This is a genomic window from Nitrospira marina (assembly GCF_059568365.1).
The window spans coordinates 4,503,954-4,528,673 of the sequence record NZ_JCANTH010000001.1 but is presented as its reverse complement, the minus strand read 5'-3'; the positions used below and the strand labels follow the sequence as shown (position 1 = coordinate 4,528,673).

Here is a 24,720-nt window from a genome sequence, read left to right as displayed (position 1 = left end):
GGGAATGGATTCCGGCCAACGACTAACTGGAATGTTTGGAAGTGGGAATTAGGAAACTATGCAGGAAATCCTGGGCAGGCTAGGGGACAATTCTTGTTTTTAAGGTATGCTTCACATCACAACTCCTGCGATTCAGTCATTTTTCCCCATTAAATAAATTTTCTTTCATGTATTGTGTCTTAACCTTGGTGTGTGGAAGGGCAGGGTTTCGACCCTGCAGTCGAGGTCCTTTTGTTTCGGCAAAAGGACCCAAAACCATTTCCGCCCAGATCAGCCACTTTGAATCGTTCTGACGCAGTGGAGGGGCGGACCAACTCGCTAGGCTCAAACAAAGTCCGCCTCTTTTTTTGAGCGTCAGCCCGATTGGCCGATCTGCAGGCGTGACCTTCTCTTTTTTTCTGCTAACCGTTATGACCGTGGAAGGAAACAGGGGCGAAGTTCCAGTTTATTCCTATCTGTGGTTGGGCTTTGGAATCAGGTTTTAAAAAAACAACAACTACTACTTTAATTGTCTGTTAGGCTGTCGTATACGAGGCCGTGCCTGCTGGAACATTGGTTACCCTTTGCAGGTTGAACGTGCTCGATGATTTTATTGAGTTTCACGCTGGCCACCTCATTGGCCACCTGACAGGTGCCTGTATTCCGAGGCCCGCCGCCGCCATACGTTAGGCAGAGCTTCCCGATATTGCCAGTTGAACTCCGGTTGACGATCAACGCTCCAATCGGGAACATCCTGTCTTAGAGTTCCTTATTCATAGGTTCCACGAATCGGATAGTCATTTTCCTGAATCCAATTCAAGGTATCGATTAATTCCTCGGGATCGGACCTGTTGAACGGCGTATTGGACATGTCGATCAACTGGACCTTGCCTTCCGGATTCACGGCAAACATGGCCGGCTCGGGGAACGGTTGGTCCGTCTCCTCCTTGGAGCGCGGTAGGGAAATATACAGGCCGAGTTCCTTCATTTGTTCGATAGACAGCCCGTAGGCCACCGGAAACGTGGCGCCGGTTTCTTCAATCATCTTCTTGGCCTTGTCTTCCGGATCGCCTGAGACGGCCACGATTTCTGCTCCCACAGCCGGGAATTTTCCCTTTAAATTCTCGAGTTTCTTAAGGTATGTTTTGCATATCGGGCAATGCAGTCCCCGATAGATAAACACGACCTGCCAGTTCCCCTTCTTTTGTGGTTGTCCCAATGTGACTTTTTCCCCGCTGATTAGTGGAAGGGTAAATTCAGGTAGCCGGCTTCCCGACGAAAGCTTTGTTGGAGCCATGGTTTTCACCTCCTCAAGATTGATTCAGTTTTGGGTACAACACGGTCCAATCCCCACGATCAAGTGGAGTGCCTATCATGGAAGTTTTAAAAAGACCGACATGATCCCATCTTAACAGGCCCGGTATTTGAAATAATCTTCCATATGTGGATAAAAAATCATTTTTTAATGGAACTTCATCTAACAACATGAGAATATCCGGCATGCAATCCTGATTGGACAGCAAATTTAGGTGCTTGAGAGTAAGTCTTCAAAAGGCTCATATTCAGGAAGGTGTCCTGACCTTGCTCAATCCATCCCCCATTTCTCGTTTTTCCCCTAAGCGTCTGACAACTATATTCTGGGTAAAAGCGGCGGCCTTGCTCGTCTTGCTGGTAGCGGTGTATTTGGTCATGCAGCAGATCCACATCGGCGAAGTATTCAATCCCGACCGGATCACCCAATGGCTTTCCCAGGCGGGACCCTGGGCCCCTTTCCTGTTTATGGGATTGATGGCTTTCGCCGTAATCATCAGCCCTATTCCTAGCCTGCCGTTGGACATTGCCGCAGGGGCGGCATTCGGACCGTTTCTTGGGGCCGCCTATGCGGTGCTGGGAGCGGAATTAGGAGCTATCGTCAGTTTTCTCATTGGACGGGCCGTAGGACGGGAAGTCCTGACCAGGCTCCTGCGTATGAACATCGCCTTCTGTGAAAAATGTTCCGATCACCATTTGGCGATTTTTGTGTTTCTGTCCCGTTTACTGCCGATCTTTTCATTCGACTTGATCAGCTATGGGGCCGGGCTCACCAAAATGTCTCTTCGTATGTTTGCACTGGTCACCTTTCTGGGCATGATCCCTCCAACGATTGCGCTTACCTACGCCGGAAGTTATGCCACCGGAGGAACATGGCTCACAGTTGTTCTTGGATTTGCCATGGTCGCGCTGCTCCTTTTCATCCCTAAACTTGTCCTTCGATTCCCCGACTCACGTTTGGTCAAACTCTTGCGAGGAGAGGCCCCGGGTCCGGCTCCCGGATCGACTCCGCCGCAACCGCCAGCTCAGGACATTGCCCAGGGGGGGCACGTTGCGCCTCATGCAACAGCCCGATGAAATAATTTGTGGAAATGTTGAGTGCCCGCAGCGAGAAAGGAAGAAATTACGCCGGAAAGTCATTCCCAACTACTCAAGCTACCATGGCCTTTCCTGTCATCTTGGCGTCGAACCCCGGCCACAAAACATTCTGGAGGACATTCTCCGTGCTCGAGCTGTGGCATTGAAACGATTACAATAAAACCATGGGGACGGTGGCATTGGAAGGACAGGCGAAGGAGAAAGAAATATTCAAGAAGTTTCTGGAGAACCAAACAGACGACATTCCTCGCGTTCTTCGGGAAAAGTTATGGTGCCAAAACCAGGACGGCTAAACCCGGTCCCTCGGTTCGTCAATTTTCCCGTGATTTCCTTTAGGTTTCAATCTTTATTCATGGCTATCGATAGGTAGGAGCTCTCCATGAATCGATGTGACTTAGAGCATTATCTACACGAGCATATTCCACTTTCACGCGCCATGGGCGTTAAAGTCATTGAAGCAGACTGGAATGGCGTCACCTTGCGAGCTCCTCTTGCTCCCAATATCAATCATCGGGAAACCGTGTTTGGTGGAAGCGCCTCGGCCGTGGCCATCCTGGCAGCCTGGGCCATTCTTTATGTTCGGCTACAACAAAAACACGTGGCTTGTCGTCTGGTGATTCAGCGCAATACGATAACCTATGAGCGTCCTATTGTGAGTACCTTTGAGGCCTCTTCCACCATTCAAGACTCACTGCCCTGGGAAAGGTTTCTACGAACATTTACACGGAAAAATCTGGCGAGGATCAGCGTCGCGGCAACACTGAGTTGCAATGAAGAACAGGTCGGGAAATTCGAAGGGGATTTCGTGGCTTTAGCTATGAAACAAGACTAATAGCAGGCTCTATGGACCATCACTATAATAGGACCGCAAGTTGGAAACCATCCGCATCTTTTTAAAGATGGGGGGTTGTCAAAACGTGGTCGAGAAATAGTCTGTTCAATTTCGGTAACGGTTATACCATTACCTTCTGGATCTATTGCCTGTTAAACCGTCGCACAGGCTGGCTTTCCCGTATCTACCTGGGTCATGCTTCGGATACGTATCATCCCGATGATTTCTTTGAGTGTTTTCCCGGCCACTTCATTCGCGACCTGACAGGTGCCCGCATTCCGGTGCCCGCCGCCGCCATACGCCAGACAGAGTTCTCCGATATTGACCGTTGAGCTCCGGTTGACGATCGACGCTCCAATTGCGAACACGGTGTTTTGTTGTTTCAATCCCCACATCACATGGATGGACAGATTGCAGTCCGGATACAGGGCATAAATCATAAACCGGTTGACGGCATTGAAGAATCCTCATCGCAGTGAGTGAATTTCAGAAAATTGGCCGAAGGATTACCGCGTGGGCTTCGCTTGATTGAATGTCAAGGAATTGCAGGGAGCATCCTTAAAACCCTCGGCGAGATATTTCCCGATCAAGTAATGGGCTCTGGCATTCGGATGTGGATCAAAAGGGGAAAGGGTATACAATTCGTGATTCACTTGAATATCCGGTATGACCTGGGAAATGTTAATGAGTCGAAACCGGTGGTCTTCAAATTTTTCAACAATCTGATCGGCCAGAATATCCCCGCTTCCCTTATCCCAAAACAGAACATAAAACGGTGCGTGAAGGTTACCTTCAATCGCCCGACGGCTTTGTTCGACCACACCAAGATAGAGAGGAATATTTCTGTGATCAAATGCATGCATTTGAATGACACGTTCCTGAATAAAACCATACAGTGCACTATGACGAACAAGGTCGTAGAAAATTTTGTACCATTTCCCATGGAACGGACCTTGGTACCTCACTGATCCATCTGGCATGAGCGTATAACGAGGCCCATAGTGATCCCAAAATGTATTTCCTGCCACGCGGTCGACATGGCTTTGGATCCCTTGATAAATCACGAGATGCACTGGACCATCCACAATCGTCTTAAGTCGTTCAGTTTCCAACGCTCGCAACATTTGATGGGGTCCATAGCCATGAAACCCCAAATTATAGACGTTGAATTTCCCGTCTCCTCCTTTTGCAAAAAAATATGGCATGGTTTCATGATCGCCTACGCCTTCTCCAAAGGTGTAGGACCCACCAAAAAAGACCACATTACAACTTTCGGCACGCTTCTTTTGGGGCGTTTCCCGAATTCTCTGGGGGGTAATGGCATATGATTGGCTATACACGAGATGATCTCGGTGGTATTTCTGAACAGTAAAATTTCCCGGATTTGGTTCATACCCTAAATCACCATCTTCCCCGTCACTACGAAAGTAGGAGGTTGTGTACTCTCCAGAATAGGACTCTTCTGTCCGATTAAGGAGAAGACAAAGAATTTCTGAAATGGCCAAACACGCAAAGACACTCAACAAGACGAGGGTCACATTTTTCCAACGTGGCTGCCGAACCCAGGCAACAACTATTCCTGCGACCAGAGTTCCTAGAGCAAAAATGACCGAAAACACCCACCCCTTTTCCACAAGTGAAAAGAGAATACTACCCGCACTGATCGTGATGAACAGCAACCTCAATTGGGTTGATTGGTACCACGTAAATGGCATGGATCCAGACAACATTAATTTTGTTGATCTAGGAATGAGGGAAGTTCCATTGTCAAATTATTGACACATCACGGGGAGGCATAGGATTTCAGCTGTGAAGGGATTGCCCCTGACCATAACACCCTTAATGCATATTGGCAGGCGAATTCGAGTTGTCAATGCAGCGCTCTATATTTACTCGGGCCCTTACAAGACTGGTGCTTTTAGCAGTCAAGCTGCCCCTGCCAAGTGACCGGGAACCGGCAATCCCGGAAGGAGCGCTTATCAAAGCCATTGAGGTTTTGTCTATAAATGTCACCCATTGCGGTAAAGCAATGGGGAAGGACCCAGTCGATAGGATCGCCCTATTCCATTTATTGTTCTTAATGCCTCTCAAAATTTATGAGCGAAAGGAAGGAAATTGGTAGGTACTTATTTGCCTTTTTAGACTTACAAGTTAAAACAAGGCATTTGTTTGGATAGAAAATCGTTCTGAACCTAAAGCGGGAGTAACATTTTCACAGCAGGCATTTATCAAAAACCTGTCATTGCTCAATGCCAGCTTTCTTTTGTCAGAAGGAATTCCTAATTTTCAGATATTTCACTCCATTTAGGGGTTGACCATAAAGGGGATTACCTATTCTTAGCATAGCGGCCACGTTGGCCTTTTTTGTCCCGGTTATGTGTGGAGCCCTCCTATTGGGGCTGACCCTCTATTACTTATCCCTGATCGCACTGTATACACGAAATCACGGATTGGACCCTGTACCCCCGTGCCGTTTTGTAGAGAGCGCACTCCCATGTGTCACAATACAGCTTCCTATTCGAAATGAGGGCCAACTGGCTGTGCGCGTCATCCGCCATGCGGTGGCACTGGATTATCCAAGTGACCGTCTTGAAATCCAAGTCCTTGACGATTCCGATGATGAGACATCAACAATTATTCAGCGGGAAGTGGACCGCTTGCGTCAGCAGCAGGCAGAGCTGGATATCAATGTAATCAGACGAACAACACGGGAAGGATTCAAGGCCGGTAACCTCAAGAACGGCTTTCCCCTGGCAAAAGGAGAAATGTTGGCCATATTTGATGCCGACTTTCTCATACCGACAGATTTTCTTCGGCGAACCGTTCATTTTTTTACGGACCCCCTGGTCGGTATTGTCCAAGCCCGATGGTCTTACATGAATCGAGGAAAGTCCTGTTTCACGGAATTTCAAGCCACAAAACTGGACACCCACCAGATGTTCGAGCAGGCCGCACGGGCTCGCGCCGGGCTATGGATTCATTTCCACGGAAGCGCAGGGATCATTCGCAAAGCAGCGGTTGAGGATGCAGGTGGGTGGAATTGTCTATCCGAAGTCGAAGATGTCGAGTTCAGTATCCGCGCCAATATCAAAAGGTGGAAACTTGTTTACCTTGACCAGTTCAAGGTGCCATCGGAGCTTCCGGAAACCATCACCGGATTCATTGTTCAACAGATGCGTTGGAAGAGAGGGTGGTTAAGAGTGTTAAAGTATTATGCGGGGGATATCTGGAAAAGTGATTTCCCTCTCTCAATTCGTCTCGATTTTTTGGTGCGCTTGTTCGGTAGTTTTGGCCCGGCACTTTCTGTGCCCTTCACCCTAGGTGCACTTCCGGCATTCCTGATAAGTGCTCAGTATGGTCTTCAATGGTTCGTCTATCTGGAATTCTCACTGCTACTCATTTGCTCTCTTTGTATACGATTGGCTGAAGGACACTATGTTACAGGCAACATCGATTCTAAAATTCCTGTACGGAAATTCCGGCTCTCTTCATTTATCCCGATTGGGTTTATTGTGAATCTTGGAATGATGTGGGCCCAAACCCAGAGCACTCTCGAAGGTCTCGGGAATGTTCAGAGTTGGGACGTAACACCAAAATCTCATAAATATCTGGATCCACCAAAAGCTCCCCTGCCTGGCTATATTGTCGGAACAGTCCTCATGTGTATATATGCAACGGCATTTTTTGTTTGGTCATTTTGGACTGGGCACTTCCTGGCAAGTGGATTTTATATGCTGACAATGATGGGAGCCGGCTGGATAACCATATCATTCTTGCTTGAACGGTTCTCATGCAAGAGATCGCTCTCCGAATCTTTCCTAGAGGTGAAGCCTCGTAACTATAAAAGCGCTATGCATACAGATTGAACCTTCGACCAAATTCGCAAGAAAGACCGGATCGTTCCAATCGATCCCTTGTTGCACAGTTTTTGTGGATGAAATTAAAGAAATCTTCTTGGAGAAGACATACAATCCACTACGAAATTTAAATTGCATCAGCATGGCGGCCACCAGCCCGAAATTGCCTCAGGGAACGAAAGCTTCGCGATTGAGATAAGATTTCTAGTATCGAATCAATGTGGTTCCGGCACCGGTGGGGCTCCCGATCTCCTTGGCCTCAAACCGGCCATTTTCCGTATTAAAAATATGGGGATTATATTTTCGAGTCTAGAAAAAGAATTAAAATGCCTTTAATTCTTCCTCAGGATAGATAAGGAGGAGGAGTGCTAGTTCAGGAGAATGAGGAGGCCGTGCAAATAATGCCAGCTGATGAAATTGAAGAAGCGTTTTTTGGGGAGGTTTTTCGGCATGTCGTAACTTGAGATATTTGTGGGACTTGGTCTTTTTTATATAGGCCTTTCCGTGATTAAATTGGTCACCATTGGTAAATATCTAGAAGGGAAATCCGCTGTGAATCAAAAAATTATCACCTCCAGGTGGGTTTCCTTGTCTTGCTTTTTGGAATAATGTTGCTAACGGGCTTTGGCGCTAAGGAACGCTTGGGGAAGTGGCCTCGATACCGGTTACACCATTACACTCTGATCTATTGCCTGTTAAACCGTCGCACAGGCTGGCTTTCCTGTATCTACCTGGGTCATGCTTCGGATACGTATCATCCCGATGATTTCTTTGAGTGTTTTCCCGGCCACTTCATTCGCGACCTGACAGGTGCCCGCATTCCGGTGCCCGCCGCCGCCATACGCCAGACAGAGTTCTCCGATATTGACCGTTGAGCTCCGGTTGACGATCGACGCTCCAATTGCGAACACGGTGTTTTGTTGTTTCAATCCCCACATCACATGGATGGACAGATTGCAGTCCGGATACAGGGCATAAATCATAAACCGGTTGACGGCATAGATAGTCTCCTCATCCCGCAGATCCAACACAACCAGATTATCATGGACGGTCGAGCATCGTTGTATCTGTTCTTTCGCCAACTCGGCATGTTTATGGAAGAGCTGCACCCGCTCTTGCACGTCCGGCAGGGCAATGATTTCATCGATACTGAGGCTGATACATTTTTCGATGAGTTCCATCATCAACTGGTAATTGGAGATGCGAAATTCCTTAAAGCGTCCTAGTCCGGTACGCGCATCCATAATGAAATTCATCAAGGCCCAGCCGCTCGGGTTGAGGATTTCGTTGATATCATATTTGGCCGAATCGCCTTTATCGACTGCGGCCATCATCTCATTCCATGCGGCCGGAAATGTCTTTTCACCACCGTAATACCGATAAACCACCCGAGAAGCCGATGGGGCCTTCGGATCGATGATATGGTTACTTCGCTCACCCTTATTTCGAATAGTCTCACTCAGGTGGTGATCAAACGCGAGGTGGACACCCTCAACATACGGAAGATTGGTGGTGATATCCTTGGCGGAGATCGCCACTTTGCCATCCTGCATATCTTTTGGGTGGACAAACTTGATGTCCTCAATAATTCCCACTTTTTTCAGCAGAACCGCACAGACCAGTCCGTCAAAATCACTGCGGGTCACTAATCGGAATTTTTCAGTAGCCATAAGATTTGATCCTCAAAGGGAAGCAAAGTTAATAAGGAAATGCCGCGAGCGTGTTCCTGATTGACGAAGGTTTAAGCATGGTGTCCGTAGCCCGAACGGCCAAGGCCTACTCATATTTTCGGACATAAGGTTCAGATCTTAAGGATATATGACTTTCGCGTTTGACTTCTTAGGCAGAAATAGGAAGCCCGCAACTCTTTTTCGGGCTTTTAGAGGAGTCGATTCTTTTCCTCAAATCCAGGTCATACCCCAGACAAACCGGGTTCGCGAACACATTATCCGGCGATGAAATGCGGTGAAGCAGGCGACCCCACCGATTTCATTTTTTTGTTGAAGAATGCCCTAAAGCACCTACCTGATCCTTGTCCATAGTGGGAAGATTCCAAACCAGGACCTTTTTCCCCCACAAAAATAAAGAGTTCTGGATGACACCGGTCACATGAGCCTTTATCCTGATACGGCCCTGCTGCTAGAGGTAAAGGGCACCACTATCGTCAAACACATATTTTTACCCAACATCAGCAGATGCGAGTTCCTTTCAATCCGGTCATCCAAAAGATGAAAGAAGCATCAAAAAGAGCTAGCCCGATCGGAAACAACAGAAGACGGAGAACGATGAGACCATGATATCGATTACCGGATGGATGGGCATGATCACATTGGTGACATGCTCGATCACGATGACTCACGCCCTTGCAGAAGAACCTGAGCGTCTGCCCCGGAAAAATGAATTGTTGCAGGATGTTGCGGCCCAGCTACCGAAAGCCCGGTCGCCACATTGGCACTACGGCGGGTTTGTGGATCTTGGATATTCACATGACTTTAATTCTCCCGACAATCACCTTTTTCGCAATCGCGCCACCACGCCCAGAGTCAACGAGCTCGAACTTAACATGGGCGGTGCCTATATTAGGAAAAGTGCCTCCGAGCAGTCCCGATGGGGTGCAGAGCTATTAGGTCATGGCGGCCAGGATTCCAAAGATTTCGGGTTCGGGACCAACCTTCCTCGTGTTCCTGGATCCGATGTCTGGCGTCACTTCGGTCGCGCGAATCTCTCCTACCTGGCTCCGGTCGGCAACGGCTTGACGATTCAGGCCGGACTCTTTAACAGCCTCATTGGTTATGAATCCTTGTACGCCAAGGATAATTTTAATTATACGCGCTCCTGGATGGCCGACTATTCACCGTACCTCATGTTCGGGGCGAATGCAGTCTATCCAATCAACGACCGGTGGACCGGTGCGGTCTTTGTCATCAATGAATATTTCCATCTACAAAACGCCAACGATTTGCCGAGTTATGGAGCCCAGGCAACATACACACCCGGTCGCTCCTGGACGATAAAAGAAACCATCTATTATGGGCCTGATCAATCAAACACCTCAATGGAATTCTGGCGAATCTTTTCAGACACCATCGTTGAATGGAAAGGCAAGGAGGTCACAATTGCGGGGCAGTATCAGATGGGAACCCAAAAGAATGCCTCGGTTCCGGGCAATCCCCGATTAATCTATATGGGAGCAGCGCTCCATACGCGCTGGCAAATCACCAAACCATGGTTTGTCGCGCTTCGACCGGAGCTCTATTCGGACCCGAATGGTCTCATTACCGGCTTTGACCAATTCATCTGGGCAGTCACCGCCACTTCGGAATATCGGCTTCCCTATGAATGGACCAATTCCATCTTCCGGATCGAATACCGCCATGACAACTCTACGGGTTCCGGTGGCGGGTTCTTCAAGGGTGGGCAAAACAGTCTGACCCCTTCCCAGAACTTATTGATTTTCTCTGTCATTTGGACCTTCGACTCACCCTGACAGAGCATCCAAAGCGGAGCATGGATGAAAATGAGGATACGTTTTGCCCCGGAAAGAACAGGCTCACAAAAGACCCCTGACTAAAATGGCGTCACAGGGATCAAGGCAGGAAACCCACATGGAAACTATCGCACGGTTTTTTCCCATCAAGTGATAGGACAAAGGAAAAACGGAAAACTGGTTATTATGAAAATTCTTTATAGACACCTGTCCACGATGTAACCACTTGTCGATCTCCTTCCATCGGTTGCCTCATTTTCATTTCTCGAAAGAATTCAAGCACTTAAACTCCGAATTGTTGGGAAAGGATTCTCTTGCCAAGTGGCATCATGATTGCTCATATATCTCACCAAGGCAAAAGATAATATTTACACATCCAATCAAGTGAGGCACTGACATGACATGGTCATTGGCAATAACCATCAGTCTAACCATTGTGATCACGTTAATCGCCATGGGTTGGATTTGGGCGGAGAACAAACCCCCAACTCGACCTAAAGCGAGGACCAAAGCGTCAAACGATTACTTCCAAAATGAAGGCATAGAAGAAGAATAAGAAATGGAAGTACCAAGACTTCTCCTTTTGGATCAGGATTACCTTCAAATGCCAGGATACAGGAGAAAAAATATCGAGACCAAATTCTAACTTATAATACGGTAATGGGTATGAGAATTTTTAAATCTCCAGGGTATCTGCAAAGTTATCCAGGTCTTTTCAACCACAGAGACTCATTGATTCACGAGAAAAAAGCTCTGGTGGTGGATGATGATCGGGAATGCAGGAAAACCCTTCTCTATTTCCTGAAACGGCAAGGCTATGAATGTGAGGAAGTCGGAAACGCCTTTGAGGCCATGAGCTGGTTTGAACATAACCATGCAAACCTGGTCACCACAGATATTCACCAAGGCTGGTGCATGGAGGAAGAGGGGGAGAGGATCCCCAGGCCAACAGGGATTGAATTGGTGGAATACCTCGCCCAACGATCAGGGTCAAAGCCTTCTACCATAATCGTCGTGAGTGGCAATATGCACTACAGCCCCTCCTATGCAGAGCGAGCTCGAAAGGCAGGCGCAAAAGGCCTGCTTGTGAAACCATTGGATAAAAATGAGTTCCTGGCCTTGCTGTAAGGAGATGAAGTAAAAATGAGGAGTAAAAAATTATCATTAAAATCGGAAAAGGCATCACTGATGATTCTCCCCGACGCCTTACAAGTATGGAGTAACACCTTACCACCCCGAATGTTCCTTCAACCGTACACATTCTCATGAGCATTTTAAATGAGAAACATTAACAGCAGGATTTCCCAAAAGAAGTAGACTTTTATAATTGTGGGCTTCCAATGTGGCCAGGAGTCCCGCCAAACAGGGGATAGGCCGCTCTTTCATATTTCTGAAAGTAAATTCAACATCGTTCACATTTAACGTTATTCATATGTTCCCCGAATCGGATTATTATTTTTCTGAATCCCTTCCAAGGTTTCGATCAACTCGTGGGGATCGGACCCTAGAGGGCGTGTTGGATATATCTATTGTGGACCTTACGTCCAGACTGATTGCAAACATTCCAGGTTCTGGAAAAGGTTTATCCGTTTCCTCAAAAGATCGCGGGTGAGAGATTTACACCCCAAGTTTCCGATTCCACTACAGATGATCACCGGAGAATAGAAACCAAATTTTTATCGCCCAGCCAGGATACGGACCGAAAGATTCTGGACGTCAACTTTGCATAAAGGTTCAATGGCCTATCCCAGGATGAGTATTGACCATCATGCACCATTTAGTAATTAGTGATCCGGCTTCCCCATGAAAGCCTGAAAGATCCCCATTGGCGTTCTTACGGGGTTTTTGCCTGCTCAGCATGAGCCTTCGCCATCGCTTCCGCAACTTCCGCAGCTTTAGTGTAATGGTCCTTTAAATTCTTGGCGTGCTCCACAAGGCTTGATTCATGCCCTTCTTTCGGGGTCCCCAAGAACTCATACTCTTTCTCAATGTGGCGCATTTCTTCTGCCCGCGCATGAAGATCAGTCGCTTCCTTCTGATACCAGTCCGCCAAACGCGCATGGTCATTTTGTTTCACCATTTTGCTTGGCGGACTGAATGCGCACCCGACCATCAGGGCCATCATTGTTGTCGCAAGCACCAATTTCCAGTTTCTTTGAATGTTCATAACCTCCTCCTGTGTGATGAATGATTATTGGTTATCCATGTATTTTTCCTATGCCATCATTTGGTAAGAAATGGGTTGTCCAAAAGAAGGAATCGGAATGGTCTACCCAAAGATCGTCATGCTACTTTAGGATATCTTCAAAAAGCATTCACAATACATCGCTAGAAAAAGATCTGCCGGAATCCGCTCAAGTCTTCCTGAAATAAAAACCAATCGGCTGGAGAATTTTCTCTGTACAGAGACGTGGCTATCGCCCGCTCCCACAAATTTCAATATGACCTGCGGTGGTTCGCTTAGGAAGATCAGCGCAGACATACACGGCCTCTTTTGACATCTCGGTGAAAGATCTAATATCCGAATCTCACCTCGTATTGCACATCTTTAACCAACTTCATATACACATCGCAATGCTAAAAATGGATTACCATCTTTTCACCATGTTAGGAATACCAAAAGGATTCTTCATCCTGGTAACAATTGACCCCACGGGACAGGCTATCAAGGCTTGATAGGCGGCAGATTTTTCTTATTGAGATCCCGGTTGGTGAAATACCGCCGAATACTCACCGGCCTCCACAAACGTGGCCCCAGCCAATTGTCGACAGGTATAACAAACGATGCAGGTGGAATTGACAAAAAAATTGCCCACGACATTCGTCTTTAATCGGTTGGATAGGTTAGCCATCATTCGTTCGCATACTGACATTCTCTTACTAGTTTAGAATCCCGTCCAAAAAGATGGCGATGCCATTTTATATTAAATAAGAATGATGTTGAATTTGAAATGAAAGTTTAAGGAGATGGATCAACGTGACCTGGAGGCTGAGTTTAGTTTGCGCCTTGAGGCTTAGGAGACAAAAAACAGAAAAAATGTCTTCCGAAATCAATTCCGCTTGAGAATTGAGATAGGTAAAATAACTCTATATTGACGGATGCGCTCACATTCACATCCACACAAATTAAAAAGCAATCTATTACAGGCTAGAGATCAGACCATTTACACAACCTATTCACCTTTACCCTGGAGGGACTTATGCAAAAGATTGCCGCCATTTTCGCGATAGCAGCTCTGGTAACCGGTCTGAGCGGATGCAGTTATGTTTTCTATCCTCGTGCGGATGAATTTGCCCAAAAAGCGAAAGGGACCACCAGTCTCGAAACCGTACTGAACCTGACCACTATGATGGAAGCCAGTGCGGAAGCCGCGAAAGGGGGAACAGGGACCGATCAGCCATTGGATGACCTGCACAATCAATTTCATGCCTTCGACAATTCATTGTGTTGTGTGGATGAGGCCAAACGGGAATCCCCCGCTTACGCTCTCGCGGTGACCCATAATAAGGAATTGTGGGCTATCTTTAAACGGCTATGGAAGTTCAAGGATACGCAACCCCAACGGGATGAACACCTCGCCTTATTTAAGACGGAGGTCCAAGAACTGCGTGCGACCCTTGAGACATTGAAATAATCGGACGGCGTGGATTGACCCGACAGGCCTGAACGAGTGTGGGCGAGAGAGGTACCTAAGAGAATAGACTCTTGGGCAAGGATTTTTTGTGATTGTTCCTTACGAATAGCGGGTAAAACTCGTCGTCTGCCGGGGCCGTGCTTTGAGAATTACTCCGATTAACAGTCCGATGAGCACCAGAGCGCCCCCATATAGGAGCCATTTGAGTTGTAAGTTGTCTTCAAGCTGCCTGGCTTTAGCGGATAACTCCTCAACCTGGCCAGCTAAAAGGGTATTCTGCTGAACAAGTTCGATATTGCGTGCATGCTCGTTGATGGAATCGCCCGATATACGTTTCAGTTCCGCGAGTTCTTTCGAGAGGGATTGCACCTGCAAATTGAGCGTCCGGTTATTCGCGTCGGTTTCTTTGTGCTCAGCCTGGATGCTCGCACGCGCCTCGCGCTCTTTTTCGATTTCCGCTTTAAGACTTTGTAGACGCTTTTCGGCTGCAGCCAGCTTGACCCGGGCAATGGGTTCCCCGATGAGGTACTGAGACGTGACCCAGCCCTCCATCCCATCGGTGGTCCTGACCTGGGTAAACCCGGCCTCCTCGTCTATCGCGAGAATGGTCAGTTGGGTCCCGCTTGGTAGGCCACGGTGTAGAATGCGATGGGCAGTAGTGGGCCCACTGCGTAGCGGCACAGTTACCACATCCGAAATATAATTCACGTCTCCGACTGCAGCCAATGGCTGTGTGGTCAACCCCAACCATGAGAACGATAAAAAGACGAGATAGATTAAAAATTTCAAAGCGTTTAACCTCCTCATGGTGTTGCGCATTTCGAGAAAGGAGTTCTTCCGGCGAAAGGTAAAGTGTCGCACTCACTAGGAATAGGAAATGTACAGGCCCTGGGGGACAGGCCGATAAGTAGCAAAGGAGCCGTAAGGTGTCAATGACACCCAAAAATCGGCTCATGAAAATAGAGGCTTAAAAAGGTTAAATGCTGTTTTGACGTCCTAGTTCATCCCCTTTTCCGTTCACGAATATAGAAGACCCGGAAAGGGTCACGCAACCGGGCCTAAAGAAGGTGGGTGAGCAGGGTGGGAAGAAATGAAAACCATAACTACAGGCTTGATCTACGACTCAGGTGATCAAATGACCACCACATATGAATGGGCCAACCGGGCTGACGTTCAAACCCAGGAATGAACCCAAGTTGAGCCAGACGAATTGGTCCACTCCTCAACGGTATGCGTCAGAACGATTCAATGTGCAAACTTGGATCGAAATGGCTTTGCGTCCGTTGGCTTTGACCCAATGAAACGAACCTCGGCTTCCGAACTGGAGCCCGCTTTCTCCAATAGCCAAAGTCAAATAATATCCCTTGGCCAAAAGAACAAATGTCAGGCGAGTGAACCTTTTTTAGGGAACAGTGCCGATGGATGGATCTTCATATTTAAGTTGCTCTGTCAGTTCCTTTGAAGCACAGGGTAACCAAACGAGTAAATCCATTTATCCGCCTCAACCGCTTTTTTCCGCGCCAGCTCTCTGGCCGGGGTGTGACACGGAAGACAATCTATTTTGTAATCCTTAGACACCGTGTGTTGAGGATCGTCCGAATTAAAAAAGGACCAACCCCAACCATCACCCCATAGGCTGGATTCTTTAAACCGCCCGTTCGTATCCCTGACCAACACAAACCAGCCTTTGATGGTGGTCGCGTGACCGACTGCCGGCCCGGTGGTCATCGGCATGGTGTCGGCGTTTAGAAGTTCTTTCAACAACACCGCTCCGTCGGGAAACCGGTTTTTCTCGTTGTAAAACTTGATTGTGTCCGGCTGGGTATACACGACGTGATATTCCTGCAAACCTGGCGCACCTTCAACCTTTGCGTGGGCCCAGGTCCCAAGCGTGGGCCATTCCCGGTAATTTTCAGGAACACTGATGGCCCCGGTTTTTGGGTGAACGTTGGGGGCAAAAGATTTCTCTTCATTCGTCATCGCCCATCCTGCCAAACTTCCCAATCCCAGAATGAGGACCGGCCCTATGGTGACAAACTGCTTCATAGACTTCTCCTATCAACGGTGGCATCTAAAAAACGGCTGCGGCCCGCCACATACACCGTGACGGACCTCGGCCGAGTTTCTTTATAAATCCGACGCCGCTTTATCTTTGATTTCTTTCCAATTGGCCTCGGATTTTTTGAGATAGCCCGGAATATCACTGGCCCATTTGTTTTGGATATCCCGATCCAGATTCAGATACAGTTTGCCCTGAACGATCTTCCACGCTTCAGGATCGGACACGAATTTCTTCCCGACTGCCACACCATAAGCACAATAGCCACCGTACGCTGGCACATACTTTCCGGGGTTTGCCTCGAACATTTCTTTGTGCTCATTGGTAGCAAAGGCATAGGTCACTCCTTTGTGCTCCACCACGTGGTAACCGGAACCCCTCATCGGTTTTCCATCCGTAAAGTACGCAACCGGATCATAACCGCTGATTCCTGGAGTGCTATTGGTAGCATCCCCCGCGAAGGCGGGTGTAGCCGCGAGGGCCAGGAACATGACAAACATCAAACTTAAGATTGTCTTCATCATTTTCATGATGGATCTCCTTTTTGAAGGAATGGTTGGTAAATCATAGTATACAGATCTGTATCCTTTTTGAAGTCTAGTCAGCTGAGCTCCCGTTTCGTTACACTTCCTTTCCAGTCTCGTTAACATTGCAGAAACCATCCAAGCCGATGGGATACAAAAAGAAAACTGATTAATCTTTTTCAAAGATATTTGTGTATCCACAAAAATTACCAAAATATCGGTAGACCAGTAGGTGTAGTTAATTGACGCAAGAAAGCCCTCGACCCTCAAAGCGGGAGCAACTCATCCAAGCAGCCGTGACCTTATTTGCGCAAAACGGGATTCACGCCACAGGGATCGATACCATTGTTGAACATTCGGGGGTGACAAAAAAAACCTTGTATGCCCACTTCCGCTCAAAAGAGGAATTGGTCCTCGCGGCATTGCGACATTATGACGGACAGTTTAGAAATTCGTTCATGCGGCAAGTGGAGACAAAGGCGCGCACTCCCAAAACTCGCCTGCTGGCCATTTTCGATGTGGCCGAAACCTGGTTCTCGCAACAGAGTTTTTATGGATGTCTGTTCATCAATGCCGTTGGTGAGCATTCCACCCCGGGCACCTCACTGCGTTACGTCTGCAGGGATTTCAAGCGGATGATGACGGAGTTTATCCTCAAGCTATGCATTCAGATGGGAGCGCGGAATCCTCAGCATTTAGCCGAAGAACTCTCGCTCTTATTGGAAGGAGCAATCGTGACCGCCCAAGTGTCGCAAAAACCTGATGCAGCCAAAATTGCCAAACGGGTAGCAGCAGTGCTGATCGAAAAACAGAGTCCACATGAAATACCCCAAACATAGCATCATATTTCCAGGTGGATGATCTGAAACTCCTAATTGCTTTGATGATCATCACTCGGTAAATATGATTTCTGACATGTTCGGCCCTTGGTCGTTGGGCATCGCTACGCCGCACCGTTTATCAGAAACCATGGGCCTTAAGGTCCTGGGAGGCTAACAGGAGGAGCTAAGATGTTTTTCCTGCCCACTTGAATAATATTTAGTGGGTATCCGTAAGTGGCGAAAGGGTTTCAGCGGAGGCCATTCTCCTTTTGTTGGCTTTTCCGGATGTTCCCCTACAACAGAAATAAAGGAATGGGCCTCTTGTGATTCAGCGAAATACTATAGATACACGATGAGCGACCTATTTTGGTTGCACTTTAACCTCATCTACTGTCTCCGGGACCTCCTGGTATGGGAGAAGTTACAGGTTACCTCAAGCGGAGATACTCAATGAGAATTGGCATAGCTGCCATATGTTAATGTCACGGAAAACAAATTTGGTAAATTCGGGGTGTTTTTGTTAGGCTTTCCCCATACATAAAACTCAGTAGGTGCCAATAACAGCGCGGGCATCTCTCGTGGGCTTGCCCTCCACCTTCCAACATACATATTCATGCGTTTCTCGAATTGGATAGTCATTCTCTAGCATTCATTCTATTGTTTCGAGGAACTTTTCCATGATCGAACCAATGCATCGGAGCATTTAATCTATCAACCAGACCCAGGTTGCCGTCCGCATCCATATGCCAAGTCGCGAAACCAATTCCCTTCCGCACCCAATCAGCAGAAATATGATGGGATTTTAGTTTTGAAGAAAAATTTTGTATGGCTTTGATCATTCCTCGAATTCAATATCACCATGATGGACACCCGAGTCGGCCTTTTTTAACGGGTTCTTTTGGAATATCCAGCCTCCCATCACATACCAAAAGCCATACACCCGGTAAAATTGTATTTGCCAGAAGGCCTCCTTCTGGTTTACTTTGTAGAGTTCGTATCTTTCCCCTTTATAATAAGAAAGTTGAGGATCTCCGTTTTACAAAAAGGCTTCGATGAAGTTTTGTGAATCGTAAGCTATAGATATCTCGAAATTCCCTACACATGAGAGAGGAGCGATAAGGATGCCAGAAATCCAGAGGATCATATTGGGCCCATGGAAGCTGTTACAGTCCCTGTTTGACACCCAAGAAGCGTCAGCGCTGGCCTCCCATAAAAACGGTCGCGAGATAGACCTGGTTCGAACGATCCCATTTTTGGCCTTACATATTGCCGTTCTCGCAGTCTTTTGGGTGGGCTGGAGTCCTATAGCGGTCGGGGTAGCCGTGTCCTTGTATATTGTACGAATGTTCGCCATTACCGGCTTTTATCACCGCTACTTCTCCCACCGAACCTTTCGCACCTCACGAGTGATGCAGTTCCTGTTTGCCTGCCTTGGGGCCAGCGCGGCCCAACGAGGTCCTTTATGGTGGGCCGCTAACCATCGCCACCATCATGCCTATTCCGACAAACCGGCAGATGTCCATTCTCCTGTTATCCGCGGGCTCTGGTGGAGCCATGTAGGTTGGTTTTTAACCCATGACCAACTCGCAACAAAGTTGAACCGCATCAAAGATTTTGCGCGATATCCGGAATTACGATTTTTGAATCGTTTCGACACCCTTGTGCCAATCGGGCTGGCAGTCCTCCTGTTTCTCTTGGGGAAATGGCTCGGCAGTGCCTATCCGGATTTGGGAACAAGTGGATGGCAAATGCTGGTGTGGGGCTTCGTGATTTCGACCGTTGTCCTCTGGCACGGCACCTTCACCATCAACTCACTTTCCCATCTTTTTGGTAGCCGACGCTATCCAACATCGGACCATAGCCGGAACAACTTCCTTCTGGCCCTCATTACCCTAGGTGAAGGATGGCACAATAATCATCATCAATATTGCAGCTCCGCCCGGCAAGGATTTCGATGGTGGGAAATCGATGTCACCTATTACCTGCTGGAAGGGCTCCAACTTTTTGGGATCATTTGGGATATTCGACCAGTCCCCGCATGGGTACTGAATCACCCAAGTCTTGATCAGATGGACGAGAATTCTGATTCAGCCGAGAAGATGGCGATGTAGATACACCATTAGCCCCAGGGATGACACTTTAAGGTGTCCGGCCATTCACTCAGGCCTTTTTTAATTTCCCCCTTCAGGTCTTCCCTTTCTCGCTCTCCCACATCTCCCAAGCCAAAAACTCGTTATTATCATGAGGATGCACCCACTTGGATGGGTGATGTATGATAAGACTATTGGCTGCTGATGCCGTATGAGGTAGGAACATGTTTCGCGCTTTTGTCGCTCTGATGACGATAGTCTTCGTAACCGTTCTCTCCCTTCTGCTTGGATATCAAACGTCCTGGCCCTTTTCCATACTTGAACCGAAAGAGCTCACAGTTCACCAGTCAGGTGATCATATTTCTGTCGCCTTGGATTTAGAGGGTCTCCCCGGAGTCACCAAGGTGAACTACTACTGGTATGGTGAATTTGACGATATGCTGCGAGAATTTGTCGAAGAAAAATTAGCCCTTGTCGCCACGGCAAAAAACAATCCTCCCTTTGGCGGAAAGATCCTGATACCCAAAGAAATGATGGGCACCTATCGGCTTCTGGCTGTGGCCGAACAGGGTGGAAGACAATCCCAACATGAATCCTTAGCCATCTTCGATGAAATCCTGATTCAAATCGAGCCGGACGCTGAACTCCTGGAGATTGACTTTCAAACGGACAAGCCCCTGAAATTGGGACGAGCCAGCGGAACTCGTGTATATGACCAAGTGGACTTTCTCGGAAAAACGTTTGAATTACCAGTGATTGGGCGATTCTCAGATGGAATCTCCCGTTCCCTTCGGGCACAAAGCACAGGAACCACCTATCAGTCTGCTAACGAAAAAATCATTTCGGTCAACCCAAATGGAGTGGTCCGGCTGGTGGGGAATGGGGAAACCTCGCTCACCGTAAAAAACCGCAATCAAGAGGCCATCCTCGGCATTCTGGTTGAAATCAACGATGAACCGAACCAACCACCGGTTTCGGACCCCGGCAAAACGCAAACGGTCCTTTCGGGAACACGAGTCACCTTGAATGGCTTAAGGAGTTATGATCCCGACGGCGGCTCCCTCCAGTACCACTGGGAACAAGTACGAGGAAGTAAAGTCCCTCTGCTCGACCCGTATTCCGCACAAGCCAAATTTTTGGCCCCGTTTGTAGTCGAAGAACGCCTCTTCCGCTTCACGCTCCGAGTTACGGACATTCAAGGTGCCGACAGCCAACCTGCATTTGTCGACGTCCTCATTACGCCCTAGCGGGAGGCACCCCATAGGACGTGCAGCGCGAGCCAGAAGCCACAAGAAGCCAGACGTAGTTGCTCCTTTCCCTAATCACCCCTGAATCCACTCTCAATAGTGGGCGATCTTAGGCAACTTCCCAATGCCGCGAAAATCGCCTTTCCTGGTCGAAATTACTACAGCCGGGCGGGGGTCGATTTTTTTAAACTGCAGAACCAAGCTTACTTGGAACAGATTCCCAGGTTTAAGCATCTAGCCTTTAGAGGACAACATAGAAATCATTAATTTCTGGTTCTCCATTTTCAAAAAACACAGGAGAGCCGCTCAACTGTCGGAGCAATAATCTCTTAAGTAACCGTGAAACAATGCCCGTCAATGACAAAGCCCAATAAATTTGTGATCTTTGCATCCCACAAAGAAGATAGGCCAAGGAAGAAATATTCCTCCTAGTCGCCTTGGATCATCGTCAAAGCAAACAGCAAAACGGAAGCCGGCTAAAGGCCATTCGCCATAGGTTAAATATTTTTACCTATACACGAAAAGGCGAAAAGTGCGTGAACAACCGTCCTGGTTCCGCTATTGTTTTACGGTTTCATCGCAGGAGCAAGGTGGTCGATTAAGCGAAATAAAGAGTGGAGAAACCTTTTTTTCTATTGAGAGCAAAAAATATGAGTCCTCGCTCAGACCTCCACAAGAGCATAATGGGAGGCATAGTAAATACGCTTATGGGGCGAGATTCGAATTACAAAGGTAGGAGAACCGAAGACTGCCATTTGAATGAAAGGGAGTTTGCTGATGCCCATATTCAAAGCAAGCTGGTTGGAGGGTGGTTTGGTTGTGTTGGCCCTGATGGCCCTCATCATGGTGAGTGCGTGCCTGGGAAAGTTTGAAACGAAACCTACATTGACCGAACCGTGTCGCCTGGATTGGCAACAGCAAGCGGGCCTCTCCAAAGTCGATCTTCCTGATCCAACTGGGAGCCATGGTCTTCCGGTTCTGGTTTTTAATATTCATGACCGCCTTCTTTCCGACTCATTCTTCTCGAGTGAAGCCCATACTGAGGAAGAGATCGCATGCATTGGGGATCTAGCCTCCAAGTTCGATCTTGTGCTGTTTCAAGAAGCCTTTGTCCGGCCAGCACAACTCGCCCAATACACCAAACATGCCTGGTCAAATCACCCATTGTTTACCGAAGGCGGTGGTGGTGACTGGTGGCCTCTTCGAGCCATATGCCACATATGTTTGAGCCCCGGACTCCTGATGCTCGCTCGTGAACAACCTCAGTCTGTCCATTCAGAACCCTATGAGGCCTTTGCTGGCTGGAATACCGACCTGAATAAAGCCGATGATTTCTTCTCGAAGGGTTTTCAGCTTGTTCAATTCCCAACATACTGGGTATTGAATAGTCATATGGACGCAGGTCGTGGAGAAGCCAGCATTAGGGCCAGAGCTCTACAGTTTAGACAGCTTACTGCAGGCATTAGGCAATTCATTTCTCCTGATGCACCATTGTTTGTTGGCATGGATGCGAATCTTCGGCCAGCCCAAGAAGAACGCGATGCAGAAATTTTGGAAGAATTTCTTAAGTCGAATGCGCTAACCCTTGTGCACCAAAGCGGGCCGGATTTGATTGCCGTCAGAGGAATCCGCACAGAACACTCCCAATCCCTTCCATTAAAAGGCATCCTTAGCGATCACAACGCCCTATCCGTCATTATTTACCCACCATCCAGATTAGAGTCACAAGACTAATCAGGCTCTAATTTATGTTCCGTTGATTTACCCACACATCCGTCACCTCACTCCGATCCGTCCGTAGCAATTTCAAGCGGACGATGACTGAGTGAATTCTAGAGCCAGGCAATTAGGTGGGGTGCAGAGTTTCAAAAATTAGCAGAAAAAAGCGGGTGCTCTCATTGGAAGGCCAGATCCTGGCTGTACCATTTTCTCAAGATCCTGAAGGCGCCTACATGCCTAAACGGGGCAAAAAAACTGGTCAATTGGCAAAATTATATTTTTGTGTTGATGTAGACTTTTACTCCAGGATCGAAATCCTTCCCGAGGGAATTGAACATTGCTTCATCCAGGCTGATGAAACTCGTATCGTTATGAAGATTTTCATCCGCCAAAGTCCCTCGGTCAACGATGACGATTTTGGCTAGGGACGATTCCACCTCTTCGACAGTTTGAGACCTTGTCGACCTCCCATGGTAGGGCACTTGCATCAGGAAGGCGGTATAGGAATCAATATTTTCCAACTCGCTTGTCGAAGCAATTGGACCGCTGATATGAAGAGCGTTCAATTTTTCCCTCAAAATTTTGGCCGCCTGGTAACTGGGTCTCTCTGGGAAAAAGGGTCCGTTAGCAAGAGGAAGGAGAAAGGATAAGGAGAGAAGGGCCAGGGCCATGATATGAAGAATTTTTTCCTGACCGGACCGACCCTTGGTCAGATGCCCCACAAAGCCTAAACTTCCGCCAAGAAGAAACGGATAGACGGAATAATAATATCGCCTTTCTCCTCCATAACCCGGCAAATAGATCACCACCAGACACCCGATAAATATTGCTGCCCATCGCCAGCGATCTGATCGGATATTCTGTGTCCATGGAGCATGAAACAAGAATCCAAATATGACCGAGACCAGCCCGATGCCAAGCCAGTCAAAGTCCTTCAACAGGCGTATAGTTTTCATCACATTACTATGGACGATCCGCAATTGATGACGAAAATTCTCTGTACTTTCAATCGGGGACCAGTGTGAGTACTTTTTCGATATTGGATCCTCCCAGGATGAAACTCTGCCCTGTTCGGGAATAAGAAAGTCAGTAAAAGTGGGGTGCCCTCGCCCAATACCAGGCGGCCCCATGACGGCATGACTAATTCCTGCACTTGTGGAAAATGTCAGCCTCTCATATTTGAGGGACAGTACAAAAATCCAAGGCCCGGCAATAAGCATTAACCCTAAAAAGGTAATCGCGGTGCTTCGTAAAGCACGAATTGGGCTGGTCTGCTGACAAACGGCCCATAACCCCCCTGCCGCCACAATCAGAATAAATGCAAATGGCAACCCAGGCGCTTTCGCTAAATAGGCAGCTCCGAATAATAGCCCGGCAGAAAATTGGACGGATGGCTTATTGCACCAATCGGGATGCAAAGTTCGGCTTATGGCTAGACAAAGAATCCCACTCATCAGGAGGTCCGGAGTGATCCCTTGAACCGCCCAGTGGACACTAAAAAAGGCCACGATCGCGAGAGCCACAAGGACCGCGGAGGTCCCGATCCCCAAAATCTGTAAGATCGCCAGACAGCCTACAAGGTACACAATCGCGGATAGTGCCATGGCCATCTGCGCAGCGGATAACGGTTCTTCCACAAAACCCAGCAACGGGACCATGATCCAACTCAACATGGGCCCCCAATAACCGGAAACCGCTAAATCGAGCTGTCCGGATGCGTAATATTGGGCAATTCTGATATAGGAAATCCCATCGGTACTGATCCAATCCTGATTGACCCAACCAGCCCACATCAGCAACACAATCTGTAGAATAAAGAAGCCGAAACTGGCCCTGGAGATGTCTTGCCGAGTCATCTCACCCATTAGACATACTCATTTCCAGTAAGTTTCCCTAGAAAACAAACGGCTCCTAAACGGGCCCTTCCTCTAATTTTTAACTCAAATACGGTTCGTAATTGCGCATTTTGTAATCTCACCCTTTTTATTGCCCCCTTACACTCATTCATAACCAGCTCTCCGGATGCTTCCCAACGCCGGGAGATCCATCACAAAAAGTCCT

At 47.9% G+C, this 24,720-nt stretch carries 20 protein-coding genes and 1 pseudogene; 11 read left to right on the top strand and 10 right to left on the bottom strand.

Features of this window, described 5'->3' with window-relative positions:
- Positions 1-748 precede the first annotated feature (748 nt).
- Positions 749-1,276: a redoxin domain-containing protein gene (locus LX98_RS19575; protein WP_496430438.1), complete on the bottom strand. Its 528-nt coding sequence runs from the start codon at positions 1,274-1,276 to the stop codon at positions 749-751.
- A 236-nt stretch (positions 1,277-1,512) separates the two neighbouring features.
- On the opposite strand from LX98_RS19575, the gene LX98_RS19570 reads away from it, so the two are divergent.
- Together LX98_RS19570 and LX98_RS19565 are read left to right on the top strand one after the other, a co-directional pair.
- Positions 1,513-2,367 (top strand): VTT domain-containing protein, encoded by an 855-nt coding sequence (locus tag LX98_RS19570; RefSeq protein WP_496430437.1) that lies wholly within the window; start codon positions 1,513-1,515, stop codon positions 2,365-2,367.
- A gap of 400 nt (positions 2,368-2,767) precedes the next feature.
- Positions 2,768-3,220 (top strand): YiiD C-terminal domain-containing protein, encoded by a 453-nt coding sequence (locus tag LX98_RS19565; protein WP_496430436.1) that lies wholly within the window; start codon positions 2,768-2,770, stop codon positions 3,218-3,220.
- Positions 3,221-3,372: 152 nt separating this feature from the next.
- On the opposite strand, the pseudogene LX98_RS19560 reads toward LX98_RS19565, so the two are convergent.
- Both LX98_RS19560 and LX98_RS19555 read right to left on the bottom strand, forming a co-directional pair.
- Positions 3,373-3,675 (bottom strand): annotated as a pseudogene (locus LX98_RS19560) (hypothetical protein); the annotation flags it as partial.
- Positions 3,676-3,726: 51 nt separating this feature from the next.
- A complete protein-coding gene (locus LX98_RS19555) occupies positions 3,727-4,935 on the bottom strand; it encodes a hypothetical protein (protein WP_496430435.1) in 1,209 nt (402 codons plus the stop codon).
- Positions 4,936-5,595: 660 nt separating this feature from the next.
- Here LX98_RS19555 and LX98_RS19550 point away from each other — a divergent pair.
- Entirely contained in the window at positions 5,596-7,086 is a 1,491-nt protein-coding gene (locus LX98_RS19550; RefSeq protein WP_496430635.1) for a glycosyltransferase, read from the top strand.
- Positions 7,087-7,772: 686 nt separating this feature from the next.
- On the opposite strand, the gene LX98_RS19545 is transcribed toward LX98_RS19550, so the two are convergent.
- A complete protein-coding gene (locus tag LX98_RS19545) occupies positions 7,773-8,747 on the bottom strand; it encodes an exopolyphosphatase (protein ID WP_496430434.1) in 975 nt (324 codons plus the stop codon).
- Between the two features lie 623 nt (positions 8,748-9,370).
- Here LX98_RS19545 and LX98_RS19540 point away from each other — a divergent pair.
- The 3 genes from LX98_RS19540 (at position 9,371) to LX98_RS19530 (ending at position 11,692) form a co-directional block, all read left to right on the top strand.
- A complete protein-coding gene (locus tag LX98_RS19540; protein WP_496430433.1) occupies positions 9,371-10,564 on the top strand; it encodes an outer membrane beta-barrel protein in 1,194 nt (397 codons plus the stop codon).
- A 397-nt stretch (positions 10,565-10,961) separates the two neighbouring features.
- On the top strand, positions 10,962-11,120 hold the full coding sequence (locus LX98_RS19535) for a hypothetical protein (protein ID WP_312645459.1): 159 nt from the start codon (positions 10,962-10,964) through the stop codon (positions 11,118-11,120).
- A gap of 176 nt (positions 11,121-11,296) precedes the next feature.
- The gene (locus tag LX98_RS19530) at positions 11,297-11,692 is read left to right on the top strand and encodes a response regulator (protein WP_496430432.1); all 396 of its coding nucleotides are present in this window, start codon (positions 11,297-11,299) and stop codon (positions 11,690-11,692) included.
- A gap of 706 nt (positions 11,693-12,398) precedes the next feature.
- Here the strand turns inward: LX98_RS19530 and LX98_RS19525 are convergent.
- Together LX98_RS19525 and LX98_RS19520 are read right to left on the bottom strand one after the other, a co-directional pair.
- The gene (locus LX98_RS19525; RefSeq protein WP_496430431.1) at positions 12,399-12,731 is read right to left on the bottom strand and encodes a hypothetical protein; all 333 of its coding nucleotides are present in this window, start codon (positions 12,729-12,731) and stop codon (positions 12,399-12,401) included.
- Positions 12,732-13,257: 526 nt separating this feature from the next.
- Entirely contained in the window at positions 13,258-13,416 is a 159-nt protein-coding gene (locus tag LX98_RS19520) for a 4Fe-4S domain-containing protein (protein ID WP_496430634.1), read from the bottom strand.
- A 348-nt stretch (positions 13,417-13,764) separates the two neighbouring features.
- Between LX98_RS19520 and LX98_RS19515 the strand changes: the two genes are divergently transcribed.
- Positions 13,765-14,199 carry a hypothetical protein gene (locus LX98_RS19515; protein ID WP_496430430.1) on the top strand — a complete coding sequence of 145 codons (435 nt, stop codon included), beginning with the start codon at positions 13,765-13,767 and terminating at the stop codon, positions 14,197-14,199.
- Positions 14,200-14,298: 99 nt separating this feature from the next.
- On the opposite strand, the gene LX98_RS19510 is transcribed toward LX98_RS19515, so the two are convergent.
- From LX98_RS19510 to LX98_RS19500, 3 genes are all read right to left on the bottom strand, one after another.
- On the bottom strand, positions 14,299-14,988 hold the full coding sequence (locus tag LX98_RS19510) for a TIGR04211 family SH3 domain-containing protein (RefSeq protein WP_496430429.1): 690 nt from the start codon (positions 14,986-14,988) through the stop codon (positions 14,299-14,301).
- A gap of 660 nt (positions 14,989-15,648) precedes the next feature.
- Positions 15,649-16,245, bottom strand: coding sequence for a cytochrome P460 family protein (locus LX98_RS19505; protein WP_496430428.1), 597 nt, complete (start codon positions 16,243-16,245; stop codon positions 15,649-15,651).
- Positions 16,246-16,326: 81 nt separating this feature from the next.
- Entirely contained in the window at positions 16,327-16,788 is a 462-nt protein-coding gene (locus LX98_RS19500) for a YHS domain-containing (seleno)protein (protein ID WP_496430427.1), read from the bottom strand.
- Between the two features lie 236 nt (positions 16,789-17,024).
- Between LX98_RS19500 and LX98_RS19495 the strand changes: the two genes are divergently transcribed.
- From LX98_RS19495 to LX98_RS19480, 4 genes are all read left to right on the top strand, one after another.
- Positions 17,025-17,621 (top strand): TetR family transcriptional regulator, encoded by a 597-nt coding sequence (locus tag LX98_RS19495; protein ID WP_496430426.1) that lies wholly within the window; start codon positions 17,025-17,027, stop codon positions 17,619-17,621.
- Between the two features lie 1,103 nt (positions 17,622-18,724).
- Complete coding sequence (locus tag LX98_RS19490; RefSeq protein ID WP_496430425.1) at positions 18,725-19,714, top strand: fatty acid desaturase; 990 nt, start codon at positions 18,725-18,727, stop codon at positions 19,712-19,714.
- A 203-nt stretch (positions 19,715-19,917) separates the two neighbouring features.
- Positions 19,918-20,940 (top strand): PKD domain-containing protein, encoded by a 1,023-nt coding sequence (locus LX98_RS19485; protein ID WP_496430424.1) that lies wholly within the window; start codon positions 19,918-19,920, stop codon positions 20,938-20,940.
- Between the two features lie 777 nt (positions 20,941-21,717).
- Positions 21,718-22,674: an exonuclease/endonuclease/phosphatase family protein gene (locus tag LX98_RS19480; protein WP_496430423.1), complete on the top strand. Its 957-nt coding sequence runs from the start codon at positions 21,718-21,720 to the stop codon at positions 22,672-22,674.
- 257 nt (positions 22,675-22,931) lie between these two features.
- Here the strand turns inward: LX98_RS19480 and LX98_RS19475 are convergent, their stop codons facing one another.
- The gene (locus tag LX98_RS19475; protein ID WP_496430422.1) at positions 22,932-24,524 is read right to left on the bottom strand and encodes a glycosyltransferase family protein; all 1,593 of its coding nucleotides are present in this window, start codon (positions 24,522-24,524) and stop codon (positions 22,932-22,934) included.
- Positions 24,525-24,720 lie beyond the last annotated feature (196 nt).

Coding starts and splice junctions, on each gene's coding strand:
- LX98_RS19565 (WP_496430436.1), top strand. CDS start 2,768: ATGAATCGATGTGACTTAGAGCATTATCTACACGAGCATATTCCACTT.
- LX98_RS19515 (WP_496430430.1), top strand. CDS start 13,765: ATGCAAAAGATTGCCGCCATTTTCGCGATAGCAGCTCTGGTAACCGGT.
- LX98_RS19490 (WP_496430425.1), top strand. CDS start 18,725: ATGCCAGAAATCCAGAGGATCATATTGGGCCCATGGAAGCTGTTACAG.
- LX98_RS19505 (WP_496430428.1), bottom strand. CDS start 16,245: ATGAAGCAGTTTGTCACCATAGGGCCGGTCCTCATTCTGGGATTGGGA.
- LX98_RS19550 (WP_496430635.1), top strand. CDS start 5,596: ATGTGTGGAGCCCTCCTATTGGGGCTGACCCTCTATTACTTATCCCTG.
- LX98_RS19480 (WP_496430423.1), top strand. CDS start 21,718: ATGCCCATATTCAAAGCAAGCTGGTTGGAGGGTGGTTTGGTTGTGTTG.
- LX98_RS19475 (WP_496430422.1), bottom strand. CDS start 24,524: ATGGGTGAGATGACTCGGCAAGACATCTCCAGGGCCAGTTTCGGCTTC.
- LX98_RS19520 (WP_496430634.1), bottom strand. CDS start 13,416: ATGGCTAACCTATCCAACCGATTAAAGACGAATGTCGTGGGCAATTTT.
- LX98_RS19540 (WP_496430433.1), top strand. CDS start 9,371: ATGATATCGATTACCGGATGGATGGGCATGATCACATTGGTGACATGC.
- LX98_RS19545 (WP_496430434.1), bottom strand. CDS start 8,747: ATGGCTACTGAAAAATTCCGATTAGTGACCCGCAGTGATTTTGACGGA.
- LX98_RS19535 (WP_312645459.1), top strand. CDS start 10,962: ATGACATGGTCATTGGCAATAACCATCAGTCTAACCATTGTGATCACG.
- LX98_RS19555 (WP_496430435.1), bottom strand. CDS start 4,935: ATGCCATTTACGTGGTACCAATCAACCCAATTGAGGTTGCTGTTCATC.
- LX98_RS19485 (WP_496430424.1), top strand. CDS start 19,918: ATGTTTCGCGCTTTTGTCGCTCTGATGACGATAGTCTTCGTAACCGTT.
- LX98_RS19525 (WP_496430431.1), bottom strand. CDS start 12,731: ATGAACATTCAAAGAAACTGGAAATTGGTGCTTGCGACAACAATGATG.
- LX98_RS19575 (WP_496430438.1), bottom strand. CDS start 1,276: ATGGCTCCAACAAAGCTTTCGTCGGGAAGCCGGCTACCTGAATTTACC.
- LX98_RS19500 (WP_496430427.1), bottom strand. CDS start 16,788: ATGAAAATGATGAAGACAATCTTAAGTTTGATGTTTGTCATGTTCCTG.